A 14,736-nucleotide genomic window follows, 5' to 3' on the forward strand; every position below is an offset into this window, starting at 1 on the left:
TAGAGACAGATGGCGAAGCGAGGCGGTAGGAGGACGGCTTGATTCGTGTGCGAAACGTCGACTTGTTGGCGGGTCAACGCAATCGCGGGCGAACCCGCGACTGGTTTGTTGTTTCAGTGCTGAATGAAGATCAAACGCGGAAGTGGCTAACCATCTGCTGCAACTGACCACCCAACCGTGCCAGCTCAACACTCGATGCTGCGGTCTCATCACTCGCGGCGGCGGTCTGTTCAGACACGTCGCGCACGTTGATGATGCTGCGGCTGATCTCTTCGGCCACGGCGCTTTGCTGTTCGGCAGCGGCGGCGATTTGCTGGTTCATCGATTGGATGTTCGACACCGTGCGGGTGATGTTTTCCAGCGATGCGCCGGCCTTGCGCGTCAGGGCGACGCTGCTGTCGGTCAGGGCGCGACTGTTGTTCATCACCGCCGAGACTTGCTGGGTGCCGTTCTGCAGACCGGCGACCAGACCTTCGATTTCCTCGGTGGATTTCTGCGTGCGTTGAGCCAAACCACGCACCTCATCGGCCACCACGGCAAAACCACGCCCGGCTTCACCGGCACGCGCAGCCTCGATCGCGGCATTGAGTGCGAGCAGGTTGGTCTGTTCGGCGACAGCCTTGATCACGTCCATCACGCTGCCGATCTTGTCGCTTTCCTGTTGCAGCACGCTCATCGCTTCGGTCGAGCGCACCACTTCGCTGGCCAGACGTTCAATCTGCGCAATCGCTTCGTTGACAACCTTGTCGCCTTCACGGGCTTCGCCGTCCGCAGCAGCCGCGGCTTGCGAGGCTTCCTCGGCGTTACGCGCGACTTCCTGCACAGTGGCGGTCATCTCGTGCATGGCAGTGGCGACCTGATCGGTCTCGACTTTCTGGCTGTTCACACCAGCGCTGGTCTGCTCGGTCACGGCCGACAATTCTTCGGCGGCGCTGGCGATCTGGGTCACGCCGTCGCGGATGCCGCTGATCAAATCGCGCAGGGTCACACCCATGCGCGCAATGCCTTGTTGCAACACGCCGAGTTCGTCGCGGCGAGTAACAGTAACGTTCTGAGTCAGGTCGCCGCTGGCGATGCGCTCGACCACTGCGAGGGTTTCCTGCAATGGACGGGTGATCTGACGGGTGATAATCACCGCCGCGATCACGCCGACCAACAGCGCCAGCAACGTGCTGATCAACTGAAAGGTGCGGGCCTGGGCGCTTTCGGCGTCCCGGCGATCAAGCTGGATCTGATACAGCTGCTCGCTCAGGGCGACGATGGTGTTGCCCTGATCGGTCATTTCCTTACGCGCCTGCACGGCATCGGTGTTGGCGTTCTTGTACGCCATCAACGCGCTGCGGTAGTTGCCCAGCGCGGTTTCCAATTGGCGCAAGGTATCTTGCTGAGTCGCGGCAAATTGCGCATTCAAGGATTTGAGGCTGGCGATAGCCGTGTCGATCTGGCCGACAGCTTTCTGCTCGGTGTCGGCATTGCTGGTCGCGGTGTAACCACGCACTTCATAGCGCGCGAGGATGAACGCTTCTTTGGCCGCAGTAACCGCCTGGAACTGCTCGAAACGCTGGTCGCTCAGTTCCGATTGCTGCACGCGCTGGCTGATCGACTCGATCAGGTTGTACGCGGTCTGGGCGTTGGTGTTCATGGTGTCGCGCGCAGTGTTGCCGGTGCGATAGGCGTTGCGCATTTTGTTCAGCGACGTCTGGTATTCAGCGATGTTCGCTGCCTGCTCCTTGAGCAGTTTGAGGTTTTCCGGGCTCTTGAAACTGTTGATCAGGTTCTGTTGCTGCGCGGCGAAACCCTCAAGCGTGGTCTGCACGTTTTGCGCGGCGGTTTCATCGCCATTGGTCAGCATGTACTGCAGACGCACCACGCGCAGTTTGGTCAGGCCGGAGTTGAGCTGAGTGATGTCACTCATCCAGTTGCTACGGTCAATCAGGCCGCCGAGACTGGTCCAGCCGGTCAGGGCGAGGACGCAGGTCAAGGCCAGGACGAGGCCGAAGCCCAGGCCCAATTTCATATTCACGCTGATGTTGCCGAACCAGCTATTCATCAAAAATCCTCCAGAAACGTTGGGTTTCTTGGTCGTCGGTTAGGCTGGAAGATTGTTGTTCTTTTGAGCCAGCAGGGGTGTTAGCAGGTCTTTATCGGCCGCGAACCCGAGAGCTGAAAGGATTTTGTCTGACAGATTTCGTGCTACTCAGCCCAGGCGCCGCGACCAACGCTGATCCGGCGCTTCGAACCCCGGATTGACCAGCGCCGTCAGCACATGATCCTGCCAACGCCCGGCGATGTTCAGATACGCCTTCGCGTATCCCTCGCGCTCGAAACCCAAACGCTCAAGCAAACGGGCACTGCGCTCGTTACCGGGAATGTAGTTGGCCATGATCCGGTGCAGATTCTGAATATCGAACATATAAGAGATACCCGCCTCCAGCGCTTCGCGCATCAAGCCCTGACCCTGCCGGGCCTCGTCGATGTGATAACCCAGATAACACGCCTGAAACGCCCCGCGAATGATCCCGCTGAAATTGCATGCGCCGATCATCTCCTGCCCGTCCGGCGTCAGCAGCCCGAAATGCATCGCCAGCCCGGCCTCGAAGGCGCTGGCCTGAATGTCCAGACGACGGCGAATCTGCTCAGTGGAAAAATATTCGGTGGTGCGGATCGGCGACCACGGCGCGAGATGGCGCTGATTGCGTTGGTAGAAAGCGCTTTCCAGTTCGGCCTGATCGGGGGAGAGGATCGCCAATGTCAGGCGCGGGCAAGGCAGGGATAACAGCGGCATCGAACGCTCCTTGGCGAGGGATCTGCTGGCAGAGTCGCGCATATGGTGGGGAGCGGCAAAATGTGGGGAAATGATGGGCGAAAAAAAGCCCGCTAGGAGCGCGGGCGAACCGTAGTTTCTTGAATGAGCAGGGGGATTTTATAGGGATGCGTGGTTGGGGGCAGTGAAGAAAAATTCATCATGCATGGCGGGACACTGCACGGCCGTTGATGTGTTTTCGCAAAAAACGGCGCATGGCGAAATTTTGATAGTACACGTCGAGTTGGCGGGAGCGACAAAGGGCCGGCGACGATTATTGTTTTCGCACAAAAGCAGGAAACAATAATCATGCTGCCGTCGATCGAAAGAACAGACAGTCACGTTCATTTTTTTACTTCACAAGATCTTCGCCAAGTGGCCGGTTCGCTGCCTTATGCATTACCGGAGCCGCATTCACTGACGGCTTATCTGGATAAGTTGATCGATGCCGGTATTACGCCGACGCTCCTCAATAATGTCCATCTCAGTATTCTGCCGGACTCGGAAAACGTATTTGCGTCATTCGAAGAGCTGAAGAATCTCCAGGCGAAAAACCCTCAGCGCTACGGGGGTGTCACGTTGGTGGGAACGATCAAGGCAGATCCTGAATACGCCACACACGAACGTCTCTCGCACCCCCAAGTGACTGGTGTCCGGATCGTTCTGCACGATGCGCGGCCGGAAACCGTTTCAGACGAGCAATTCAGCGATGGCCAGTGGGCAGCGCTTTATCGCCGCTTGCAACCGCACCAGCACCTGCACATCTACGCCAAAGAAGCCGCGACGAATCTGCGCGTCCTGCGCCAGATCCCTCGCGATGTGCGGGTCGTCATCGATCATCTGGGCACTTGCCATGTTGAACGTGGCGTCAGCGAGCCTGCTTACATCGCGCTACTTGGCGAGGCCAAGGCACGCGGCAACGTTTGGTTCAAGGGGCCCGGCTACCGCACCTGCGTCCATCCCGAGGAAACCGCCCGTTTCGTCACGCAAATTATCAACGCAGTCGGCGCGGACAGGATTGTTCTGGAAGCAACGGATGCACCGCATGTTGGAACGGACAACAGGGGAGTTGCGTATTCCGACCAGTTTGATTCAGACAAGGTTTTCAACTTTGTTGATGCCGTTGCACTGCAAGTTTCTCAAGAAACCCGAATCCCTGTTGGCCAACTTCTGCGAGGAGCATTTGGCCAGTTGGTAAGTTGATCTACGCCCACGCCTCCACTTCGAGATAACCAGCAATGACAAACATTACAACAAGAGACATCAACTTCGCCGTGAAGTATGGCGATGAAACCGTGAACCTCAAAGGCATGGTATTTCAGCCGGAACAACTCGATGCTGCGGCGCAAAAATTACCACCGGTGATCTTCAACTCCGGCTTCACCGGCGGGGTCACCATGTATGGCCAACTGTTCGGTCGCGCCCTGGCAGGCTTGGGTTATCGCGTCATGACCTACGATGTGGCCGGTTTTTTTTCCAACAAGCACATTCGTAACACCATCGAGTCGGGTGACAAAGTCATCACCAACGTCATTCTTGAAGATCAGAAAGATGAAGTGCTCGGTGCCGTTGCATGGGCACGCGAGAATTTCGGCGAGATGCCGGTGGTCGCATCGTGGGCGATGGGCTCGGTGGCCAGCCTCGGTGCTGTGGCTGAGCTCGCTGCGGCCGGCGGTGAACAGATCCGCTTCTGGGTACCGATGAGCTACACCAATATTCGCCGACTGCAAGCGTTGCGCGCTGACCAGGCGGCGGCTGACGCGGCCATTGCGCAGCTCGCCGATAACGCGCCAATCCCTCCGTTCGATACCGGCACCGATGAGACCCGTCTGGGTTACTACCCGCTGGATCCTGACACCCAGGCATATGTCGATCAGCAATTGGGCGGCTACACCGAAGCGGGCGGCGCCGATCGCTGGCCGGGCTGCACTTACGTGACGGCAAAGTCCTACAAATCCTACGTCGAATACGACCCGGAGCGGTCCATTGAGGGTGCAAAAGGCTTCCCGCCCGCGCTGATCATTCATGGCGCCGACAACACTTTGCACATGCCTGCGGAGTCTGTGCGTTTGCATCAGAACTATCCTGGCGATGCCGGTCCGAACGCATTGATCATTGCCAATATGCAACATGGTCAGCAGAACCAAGTCGACAGCCCAGTGTTCAAGTCGATGATCCAGAGCATCGACCAAGCCATCCGCGCGCGCGGCTGATCCGCTCGCCATTCGCCTGCGAGACGTCGGCTATCGAGGTCTCGCAGCAATTCCCCGGCATTGCGCGATTCTGTTGCTGTCTGGCTAAGTTGCGTGTCCAGCCCCTAACATGCGGGTCGAACGTCGTTCATTCGAACGGCTGCAACCATCATGAAGGGATCTGGCGATGACAGCCTCCAGCGATTCGGCGACGCCTGTGAACAGCGGCATGACCAAGCGAATCGGGCTGCTCATTCTTCCTCAGTTCTCGATGATGGCTCTGGCCGGCGCCAGCGAGCCTTTGCGTGCGGCCAATCGGCTGTCCGGCAAAACGCTGTATGAATGGATCCTGCTGACGGAATCGGGCGGACCGGTCAGCTCCAGCAGCGGTATCGAAATTCAGACGGTGCCGGTTGATCAGGCGCCGGAACTGGATCGTGTGTTCGTTCTGGCGAGCCTGGACATCGAACATCAGAAGCCACCGAAAATCCTCCGTTTCCTGCAGCGCGCCGCATCCCGCGGCATCACGGTTGGCGCACTGAGCACCGGCACGTTCATCCTCGCCCGCGCCGGGTTGCTGGATGGCAAGCGCTGCACGTTGCACTGGGAGTCCATCGGGCAGTTTTCCGAAGAATTCCCGACGATCGAAGTCACCAAAGAGCTGTACGTCAATCATGGCAACCGCTGGACGTGCGCCGGGGGGACTGCGGCCATCGACCTGATGCTGGCGCAGATTGCGCTTGATTGCGGCAACCCGCTCGCGGCGAGCGTCGCCGAGCAATTTCTTCACGCCCGGATACGCGCGCCGGAAGAACATCAGCGGATGTCGATCCAGTGGCGCTTCGGCATCCATGATCGCCGGTTGACCGCCGCCATCGCGTTCATGGAAAACAATCTGGAAAACATCGTCGGCATCGAGGAGATCGCCGACCGCTGCAATCTGTCCCACCGTCAGCTCGAACGGCTGTGGCACCAGCACTTCGGCATGACGCCGAAGAAATTCTATCTGGAGCTGCGGTTGAACGAAGCGCGCCGATTGTTGCGTGAAAGCACCCAGCCCATTGCGTCTATTGCCTACAGTTGCGGGTTCGTTTCGGCGTCACATCTGGGGGCTGCTTATCGTCGTGTCTGGGGCTGTACGCCCGGCGAAGAGCGGCGGAAATTTGATGATGCTCATTCCTGATTTCATTCCAGAGCGCCTGCCTGTAAAACCTGCGAAACACTCGCCGCAAGTAAATCCCATAGCTAGCTAATGACTTGCCCCGTCTGGCGGTAGTCTCTTGCGAGCGTTATGGAATGGCGACTCTGCCTGCGGCTGTCTGCCATCGATCCCACATCCTGAAATGCGCGCTGACTGGCCACGGGACGTCGGTTTTTTGATAGAAATCGTCGAACTCGAAGCTCAGAGTACACGCAGTACCGCGGTACTGTTTTCGTCAGAGACGGCGTTCAATTCCAGATGCACGACCGATAAAAACAACAATGACGCACAGAAGGCATAACCTCTATGGAAACCCTGAGTTTCATTCTGGAAAACGGCGGGCTGATCAGTCTGCTTCTCGGGCAGCACCTGCTCATCGTGGCGATAGCGGTGGGGCTGGCAATTCTGACCGGCGTTCCCGTGGGGATCTTCATTTCCCAGCACCCCAGAACGCGCCGATGGGTCCTGGCCTTCGCCGCAGTTCTGATGACGATTCCCTCCGCCGCGCTGTTCGGGCTGATGATTCCGGCCTTGTCACTGATCGGCTACGGGATCGGTATCGTACCGGCGGTCATTGCGCTGTTTCTCTATTCCCAGCTGCCCATCATCCGCAACACAACCACGGCGATCTCCAATATCGATCCGGCCTTGCGTGAAGCCGCGATCGGCATGGGCATGTCGACCGGGCAACGTCTGCGCAAGGTTGAACTGCCGATTGCGGTGCCGCTGATCATGGCGGGCGTGAGAATGGCGACGGTGATCAATATCGGCATTGCGGCCATCGCTGCTTACATCGGCGCCGGCGGCCTGGGCAGCCTGATCATTCGCGGCATCGCGCAATCGGATACTCGACAACTGTTGGCCGGTGCGATCGTCATCAGTGTCATCGCCATCGCGGCCGATTATGCGCTGTATGGCTTGCAGCGCCTGCTGACGCCAAACGGCTTGAACAAAAACAAAGTGGCCGCCGGCCGAATGAAGGAGGCTACGACGTGATCCAGATCGAAAACCTGAACAAGCAATTTGGCGCTATCACAGCGGTTGAAGATGTTTCATTCAACGTTGAAGAGGGACAGATCTGCGTACTGCTTGGGCCGTCGGGCTGTGGCAAAACCACAACACTGAAGATGATCAATCGACTGATTACGCCGACGTCCGGCACGATCAGAATCAATGGTCGCGACACGTCCGAGCTGGACAGCGTTACGCTCAAACGGTCCATCGGCTATGTGATCCAGCAAGTCGGTCTGTTCCCGAACATGACCGTTGAGGAAAACATTTGCGTGGTGCCCAATCTGCTCGGGTGGGACAAAACCAAGAGCCGTAAGCGCGCCGCGGAGTTGCTGGAAGTGGTCGCCTTGGATCCGGCGAAATTCCTCAAGCGCTACCCGTGCGAGCTTTCCGGTGGACAACAGCAACGTATCGGCGTGGCCCGGGCCTTGGCAGCGGATCCACCGGTAATGCTGATGGACGAACCTTTTGGCGCGATCGACCCGATCAACCGCGAAGTGATCCAGGACGAATTCATGCGCATCCAGCGCCTCGTCAACAAGACCGTTTTGTTCGTCAGTCATGACATCGACGAAGCGGTGAAGATGGCCGACTGCGTCGCGCTGTTCCATAACGGCAGAATCCAGCAGTTCGGCAGTTCGGATGATTTGCTCGCCCGGCCCAACAGCGAGTTCGTGGCGAATTTCATGGGCGGCGACCGCATCATGAAACGTCTGCGCCTGCTGCGCGCGGCAGACGTCGTGAGCAAGATCGCGCCGCGCGAACATATGCAGATCGTAGGTGGAAACAGCGGCATCGCTGCTCACACACATTTGATCGTCAAGCCTGGAGATGACCTGCGCCAGGTGCTCTCGCAACTGCTGGGTCGCGGCCAGGACTGGGCGTTGTGCAACGACAGCGACGGACGCTTTATCGGCTATGTCCACCAGGCAGATATCCTCGCGCGACTGGTCGATAACATCACTCCGGCGGTGAACTGACGATGTCCGAGTTAATCATCAGATTTTGGCAAGGGCTGCAGTTTTACTGGGGCGACATCAGCTATCTGACGGTCCAGCACCTGCAGATTGTTGCGATCAGCGGGATGTTGGCCCTGGCCATTGCGCTTCCATTGGGTGTGTGGATGAGCCGTCCGGCGAACCAGCGTTATGCCATGGCCAGCATGCAGGTGCTGAACGTGGGGCAGGCGATTCCCAAACTTGCGCTGTTGGCGTTGGCCATGAGCTTGATCGGCGTTGGCAGCGGGGCGGCGATCATCGGATTGTTTGTCGCCACCTTGCTCCCCGTCGCGGTGAATACCTATGAAGGCCTGCGTGCGGTGCCACAGCATTTGGTCGAAGCGGCCGAAGCCATGGGCATGACGCGACGGGAGACGCTGTGGAAAGTCGAAATACCCAATGCGCTGAATGTGATTTTCGCCGGCATCCGCACGGCGCTGGCGATCAACGTCGGCACCGCCCCACTGGCCTTCCTCGTCGGTGGCGGCGGATTGGGCGAGCTGATCTTCACCGGCATCGACCTGAATGACTTCGGCATGATGCTGGCTGGCGCCATATCGACCGCACTCCTGGCAATTGCCGTCGATCTGGGCTGCGGCCTGATTCAACACGTTGCAGTCTCCCGAGGCTTGCGCATGGCCGGACGCCAATGAATCCGAACACCCTTCACCTAAATCAATAACATGAGGTGCACGATGATTTATCGCATGCTAGCCAGATTGATCTTAAGTCTTGGTCTTGTTTCAGGGGCTGTGGGCAGCGCTTCAGCCGACAACGCCATTGTGGTCGGCGGCAAGAAGTTTACCGAGCAGCAACTGGTTGCGGAGATGACCGCGCAACTGCTGCGCGCCAATAGCTACAAGGTCGATAAGCGAGCGGACCTTGGCTCGTCGGTATTGCGCGCGGCGCAAGAGAACGGCCAGGTCGATGTGTATTGGGAATACACCGGCACTTCGCTGATTACCTACAACAAAGTCACCGAGAAACTCAGCGCAGAAGAAACCTACAAGAAGATCAGCGAACTGGATGCGCAAAAGGGCATCACCTGGCTGAACCCTTCCAAGGCGAACAACACCTACGCACTTGCCATGCGCAAAGTGGACGCCGAGAAAGATGGCATCGTCTCGATCAGCGATCTTGCAAAGAACATCGAAGCCGGCAAGTCCTACAAATTCGCATCGAACGCCGAATTCTTTTCCAGGCCCGATGGCCTGCGTCCGCTTCAGGAAGAGTACAAGTTCGAATTCGAGCGCAAGAACATCGTGCGCATGGATGGCGGGCTGACGTATCAGGCGCTGAGGGACGGGCAGGTTGATCTGGCGTTGGTCCTGTCGACTGACGGGCGGATTCCGGCCTTCGGATTTGTAGTGCTGAAGGACGATAAAGGCTTCTTCCCCAGCTATGCGTTGACGCCGGTTATTCGCACTGAAGTGCTTAAGGCGAATCCGAAGATCGGCGAATTGCTGAATGCGCTTTCTTCCAAACTGGATGACGAGACCATCGCGGGTCTCAACTCCCGAGTTGATGTGGGTCGGGAATCGATCGAGAGCGTGTCCAAGGCATTTCTGCAACAGAGCAATTTGCTCTAGTTCTTACGCGGCCGCGTGAGTGTCTGGGTCAGCTGAATAACGCTGGCCCGTTTTTATCCTGCTTATTGATAGCGCTCACCCCAATCAACTTGGGGCATGAGCTCATTTCGTTCGCCTGTAAATTACCGGGAGAGTCACCCATGCAGTTGAATAAAAGATTCATGGCTTGGTCGTTTTTGCTGTTGGCGGCAAGTGCTCAAGCGGATGACGGTATCAACCGCATGACCCTCACCGAAATGCGTCACGCGCTGGACAGCGGTGCCCTCAGTTCCGAGCATTTGGTCCGGCATTATTTGGAGAACATTCAGGCGAACAACCACCAGGGTCAAAATATCAATGCCTTGATAACCATCAATGAACAGGCGATCGATCAGGCCCGGAAGTGGGACGCGCAACGGGCGAAAAATCCCAAAACCAAATACGCACCGCTGGCCGGCATTCCTTTTGTTGTTAAGGACAACTTTGACACCGCCGCTATGGTCACTTCCGGTGGTTCTTACTTGCTGCGTTCGTCGGTGCCGAGCCAGGATGCTTTCGCCGTCAAAAAGCTGATCGACGGGCAAGCGATTCTTCTCGGCAAGGCCAACCTGTCGGAACTGGCCGCGTCCTTTGGCTGGTTTGGCTACAGTTCGTTCGGCGGCCAGACGCTCAATCCAAGAAATACCAAGCGGGACGCTTCTGGCTCAAGCAGCGGTTCCGCTGCCGCCGTGGCGGCAGCATTTGCACCGTTTGCGCTGGGTTCGGACACCAGCGGCTCAGTCCGCGCCCCGGCCAGCGTCACAGGCACCGTGGGCTTCCGACCCTCACTCGGACTGATCAGCCGCAGCGGCATCATTCCGCTGTCGCTCTCGTTTGATACTGCTGGCGTGATTACCAACAGCGTGGCGGATCAGGCCATCGTCCTCGATGCGATCAAAGGCCAGGACAGCAACGACGCGGCCACCCTCAATCTATCAGCCGCCAACATTCATTTCGAAACCGCGCTGAACCGTGCCTCGCTGCTGGGCAAGAGCATCGGCGTCATCACCAACTTCAAAGGTGCCAATCCCGAGGTGGACGCGGTCTACGCCGCAGCCCAAAAAACCCTGCGCAAGCGCGGCGCGCGTGTTGTCTCCATTGTCCTGCCCAAATCTTTTGAAACATTGTGGAGCGACGTCTTGGGCCCCGTTGGCGAAAGCGAATTCAAGCCGCAATTCGAACGGTATCTGGCCACACTCAGCCCGAACCAACCGCGAACGCTTGCGCAATTTCTCGATCTGGCGAAACGCAATCAGGCTGAAAACGGCGCGCACGGCATGAACCCGGCACGCTTGGCCGGACTGGAAGCGGTAGCGAATACCGCGAGTACCGATTCGCCGCTGTATATCTCCATCCTCACGAAAAAGATTCCTCAGTTGCGTGCGCAGCTGATGGAAATCATGAAGGCGAATAGGGTGGAGAGTCTTTTCTTCGCCACGATCAATTGCCCAGCGTCGGTGGTGCACGGGGTGACGGATGACAGTTATGTGTGTGCGGCCGGTGATACTTATGCGTCGTCGTATATTGCGTCTGCGACGGGGTTTCCTGAAGTGACGGTTCCTGCAGGGGTTATCAAGGGGAACTTGCCGGTGGGGGTTTCGTTTTTGGGTGGGTATGGTGAGGATGCGAAAGTTTTGGGGTTTGGGTATGGGTTTTTTGGGCGGTGATTGGGGGCGGGATTGGGGGGATGGAAGGTAAGAGCGGGGCGATGGTTATGGTGATGGTTGCGCTGTTGCGAATCCTCCTTATGAAGGGGGTTCACTTTGAGTGAACGGGGGATTACGGCTGGGCGAGTTGCATGGGGACCGCGTTTTGCTTGAATTCGAGGCATAAAAAAAGACGCCGTAAGGCGTCTTTTTTATTGGCCGGGGTAATTTGAAACAAGTCGGTATCTATCTGTTTTCGCAAGTTAATAATTGATTGGTCAACTTGCTTGGAATACCAGTTGGAACGCTACGTGGTCTGGATTCCGATGGACGGTGCTTTTGAGCTCCGTCCCCAGAAACGAATCGGGATTGAATCTATCAAGCAAATGGTCGCGCCGTTGATTGTTGCCCCTGCGCGTACGATGTCCCCACTCGCAGGTACAGGGGGCCCTAGCAAACGATACCGTCAATGATTGCTGTGTTGGCTAAGCCGACTCTCGAAGTACTGCGCAGTCTCTTTGTCGGTGCAGTACAGGTAGCAACCCTTCATCCCACGTGTCATCAGAGTTCGGTATGTATTTTTGATGATCAGGTCTGTTTCTTTTTTCGCCAGGGTAGGTTGCTCTTTCATCATTTTTTTCCAGCCGCGAATCGATTTATCGTGCTTGTCGCGCTCGTCCGGGGATGTCACTACCTTACCGTCACGTACGATTAGGTCTGGCCCGATGATCACCCCGATGTAGTCGACTTCCAAACCTTGGCAGGTATGAATACAGCCAACTTGCTCAATGGAGTTCTCAGCGATGATCCATAGGCTGCCATCCTGATCCAGGTTCCATTGGCGTTTGTAGTCACCAATGACGATATCAGCAGCGGTGGAGTCTTTCTTGCTCAGCCAAGGCCAGCAATAGCCCGCGACCACACGAGCTTTGTTTCCGTGGTTTTTCTCGTTGATTGCTTCATGCATCGCCTGAGGTGAGTCGAACACCTTAAACTCGTACTCTTGAGTCTCAAGCGTCGGATTTGCCGTCGAGCGAATGCCTAGCGTGTCATCCAGCCATGCTAGGTAACCGTCAGAACCACTGCAGCGAAACTGCGAAGACAGCACGTGTTCCTCGACCACAGCACCCTTGGCTTTTGCAAAGGCGCGTATCGCCTGCTTGCTGCCGATATCGCCCAAGGTTACACGCTGGTCTTCATCAATGAAGAAAATTGAGCATTTCGCTGAATCAATCAGCTCCTTGATCTGGTTTTCCCCAAGGTTTCCATAAAGCCCGCTTTTCTCATTCAGCCGGTGAGCTTCGTCCACGATAAGCGCATCGAATGTGTTGGGCTCAGTGTCGATGAATGCCCCAGAGCCTGAAAAGAAATTCGAGAATTGGCTGCGCTTGATGGTGCCAACCAGTTTGCTCTCGTAGACCTTGCGCGGGGCAGCGTTCTTGGAGACGTATTTGCTCATCAGCTTCAATTCGGTGAGCTTCACGAGCAGATTGATAGCCAGAACGGTCTTCCCGGTGCCCGGTCCACCTTCGATGATCATCACCTTGGGTGCTTGGTCCGAGGCCTCGCTTGCCGCTGCCACCGCCGACTCAAAAATTGCTTTCTGATCGTCAATCAATACGAACTCTGGTTTGCCTTTCATCAGCCCACCGAGGGCATCGGCTAGCGCCTTGGACGGGCGAATTTTTCCAGCGGACAGCTCGTAAAGAACCTCTTTGTTGTCGCCATGACTTATATGCTTTTTCAGAAAGCTCCTGAGTTTGCTGAGCTCTTCCGGGCCTTTCAGAAACAGCGGAGCTTTGCTGATGTGGGGCTCGTAGTGAGCTGAGTCTATGATGCCGTCGCTGACGTAGTTATGGAGGTAGGCACACGGACGGATTTCGATGCTTTTGTCATACACCGCCTCGTTGAAGCCTTCCAGCAGCGCTGCATATGACCATACCTGATAGGACGGGTGAATGGTCTCAATGAGGCCGCCACCCAAGGCCGTTTTGACGATGGCATCCTTGGTTGTGGCGTTGGCCTTACTCCATTGCTTCAATTCGATCAGTACGGCTTTTTTTGCCTGGTTTTCGTCGCGACCGGTGAGTAGAAAGTCGATTCGCTTCGACGACTGCGGAATGTGCAATTCGATGGCCAGGCCTGCGTCGCTCGGCAGGCCCTCATCTCTAAGGACCTTGGCCATGTACGTTAGAGATCCTTGCCACGACCTGATTTCCGAGGTGCCAACGTTTTTGCCGGTAGCTTCCTTGTAATGCCTGAGGATCACCTCCTCGATATCATCGTTATCGTTGTCTTTAAGAAATTGCTGTTTGGTCGCAGCGTAAACGATCACGGGTTGTCCTTAGATTCGGGGCGGTCAGAGTCGGTCGTACTTTTTGCTGTTGCTTTTGGCTTTATCCACGGGGTACTTCTGGCCATTCGAGGCGAGTTTTCGTGTCACCGCCTCGTTGAGGTCAATGCCGAGTACGCTGCTCAGGCGAACCAGGTACATCAATACGTCCGCCAATTCGTCCTTAACGGCTTGGCCGATTTCGGGGTCTGTTGCGGCGGAGATCGAATCGGCATCGCTCATCCATTGGAAAATCTCGCACAGCTCTCCTACCTCGCCAGTGAGAGCCAGGATGAGATTTTTGGGGGAGTGGAACTGCTGCCAGTCGCGATCATCTGCGAACTGCTGAAGGGATGCGGCAAGCTTCATTACGTCAACCAGTGGCGCGGATGAGCTGTCTGAGTCACTCACGGGGCTATCTCTTGGGCATCAGTGGGGGGAAGTGTGTAGGAAATCCGGCCTTGGATTGTAAGAGTTTTTTCTGCTTTCGCAGATTTTTTTGCGTGTTTTCTCAAATGTTGGCTGCCGGCAAGAATTGCTTGCCAGTGTTCGCTATCTGCATTGAGCGTGGCAGCCATTCGTGCTTGCAAGATAGGTGGACAGTCCAATTATGGTAATCGACAGGAAACGACCCAAAACTATGGTTGGTAGAAGGCCGCTTTCGACTCTTAGCTGCTCTTTGCAGATGGCAGTTCACGGCCAGAAGCGCTCAGTCTTAACCAATAGCGTTCAACCCACAGTTGTTGGCGAGAGGGGTAAATCCGCCAATAAAGGATGTATGAGCTTCTGAATGAGTTTAAAGCTGATTCAAACGCCCCTAGCATCCGCGCCGACATGGCACTCAAGAAAATTCACCGCCTCCTGGTACAAGCGGACTGAATGATTGCAATACCTGCTTAATAATCACCTCAACAGCACTTTCCGTGGGCAGAGCCACTTGCCATTC

Annotated in this window: 12 protein-coding genes and 1 pseudogene; 8 read left to right on the forward strand and 5 right to left on the reverse strand. The window is 56.5% G+C overall.

Going from position 1 to position 14,736, the window contains the following annotated elements:
- Positions 1–130: 130 nt before the first annotated feature.
- The 3 genes and pseudogenes from EL257_RS28330 to rimJ form a co-directional block, all read right to left on the reverse strand.
- A complete protein-coding gene (locus tag EL257_RS28330) occupies positions 131–994 on the reverse strand; it encodes a methyl-accepting chemotaxis protein (protein ID WP_370593494.1) in 864 nt (287 codons plus the stop codon).
- 42 nt (positions 995–1,036) lie between these two features.
- A pseudogene (locus EL257_RS28335) lies at positions 1,037–2,050 on the reverse strand (methyl-accepting chemotaxis protein); the annotation flags it as partial.
- A 147-nt stretch (positions 2,051–2,197) separates the two neighbouring features.
- Entirely contained in the window at positions 2,198–2,785 is a 588-nt protein-coding gene (gene rimJ, locus EL257_RS03630; RefSeq protein WP_126359909.1) for a ribosomal protein S5-alanine N-acetyltransferase, read from the reverse strand.
- Between the two features lie 327 nt (positions 2,786–3,112).
- Between rimJ and EL257_RS03635 the strand changes: the two genes are divergently transcribed.
- The 8 genes from EL257_RS03635 to EL257_RS03670 all read left to right on the forward strand — a co-directional run bounded on the left by EL257_RS03635 (position 3,113) and on the right by EL257_RS03670 (position 11,479).
- On the forward strand, positions 3,113–4,006 hold the full coding sequence (locus EL257_RS03635; RefSeq protein ID WP_126359911.1) for an amidohydrolase family protein: 894 nt from the start codon (positions 3,113–3,115) through the stop codon (positions 4,004–4,006).
- Positions 4,007–4,041: 35 nt separating this feature from the next.
- Positions 4,042–5,016, forward strand: coding sequence for an alpha/beta hydrolase (locus EL257_RS03640; protein WP_126359913.1), 975 nt, complete (start codon positions 4,042–4,044; stop codon positions 5,014–5,016).
- Positions 5,017–5,182: 166 nt separating this feature from the next.
- Positions 5,183–6,178 carry a GlxA family transcriptional regulator gene (locus tag EL257_RS03645; protein ID WP_126359915.1) on the forward strand — a complete coding sequence of 332 codons (996 nt, stop codon included), beginning with the start codon at positions 5,183–5,185 and terminating at the stop codon, positions 6,176–6,178.
- Between the two features lie 324 nt (positions 6,179–6,502).
- Positions 6,503–7,192: an ABC transporter permease gene (locus tag EL257_RS03650; RefSeq protein ID WP_126359917.1), complete on the forward strand. Its 690-nt coding sequence runs from the start codon at positions 6,503–6,505 to the stop codon at positions 7,190–7,192.
- A complete protein-coding gene (locus tag EL257_RS03655) occupies positions 7,189–8,187 on the forward strand; it encodes an ABC transporter ATP-binding protein (protein WP_126359919.1) in 999 nt (332 codons plus the stop codon). Before EL257_RS03650 ends, EL257_RS03655 begins: the two co-directional genes overlap by 4 nt.
- A gap of 2 nt (positions 8,188–8,189) precedes the next feature.
- A complete protein-coding gene (locus EL257_RS03660; RefSeq protein ID WP_126359921.1) occupies positions 8,190–8,858 on the forward strand; it encodes an ABC transporter permease in 669 nt (222 codons plus the stop codon).
- 99 nt (positions 8,859–8,957) lie between these two features.
- On the forward strand, positions 8,958–9,794 hold the full coding sequence (locus EL257_RS03665) for a glycine betaine ABC transporter substrate-binding protein (RefSeq protein WP_232013063.1): 837 nt from the start codon (positions 8,958–8,960) through the stop codon (positions 9,792–9,794).
- 140 nt (positions 9,795–9,934) lie between these two features.
- Complete coding sequence (locus EL257_RS03670; RefSeq protein WP_126359925.1) at positions 9,935–11,479, forward strand: amidase family protein; 1,545 nt, start codon at positions 9,935–9,937, stop codon at positions 11,477–11,479.
- 445 nt (positions 11,480–11,924) lie between these two features.
- On the opposite strand, the gene EL257_RS03675 is transcribed toward EL257_RS03670, so the two are convergent.
- The gene (locus EL257_RS03675; RefSeq protein WP_126359927.1) at positions 11,925–13,793 is read right to left on the reverse strand and encodes a DUF2075 domain-containing protein; all 1,869 of its coding nucleotides are present in this window, start codon (positions 13,791–13,793) and stop codon (positions 11,925–11,927) included.
- A gap of 24 nt (positions 13,794–13,817) precedes the next feature.
- Complete coding sequence (locus tag EL257_RS03680; RefSeq protein ID WP_126359929.1) at positions 13,818–14,201, reverse strand: nucleotide pyrophosphohydrolase; 384 nt, start codon at positions 14,199–14,201, stop codon at positions 13,818–13,820.
- Positions 14,202–14,736: the final 535 nt, after the last annotated feature.

The organism is Pseudomonas fluorescens, assembly GCF_900636825.1.
Lineage (GTDB): Bacteria > Pseudomonadota > Gammaproteobacteria > Pseudomonadales > Pseudomonadaceae > Aquipseudomonas > Aquipseudomonas fluorescens_BG.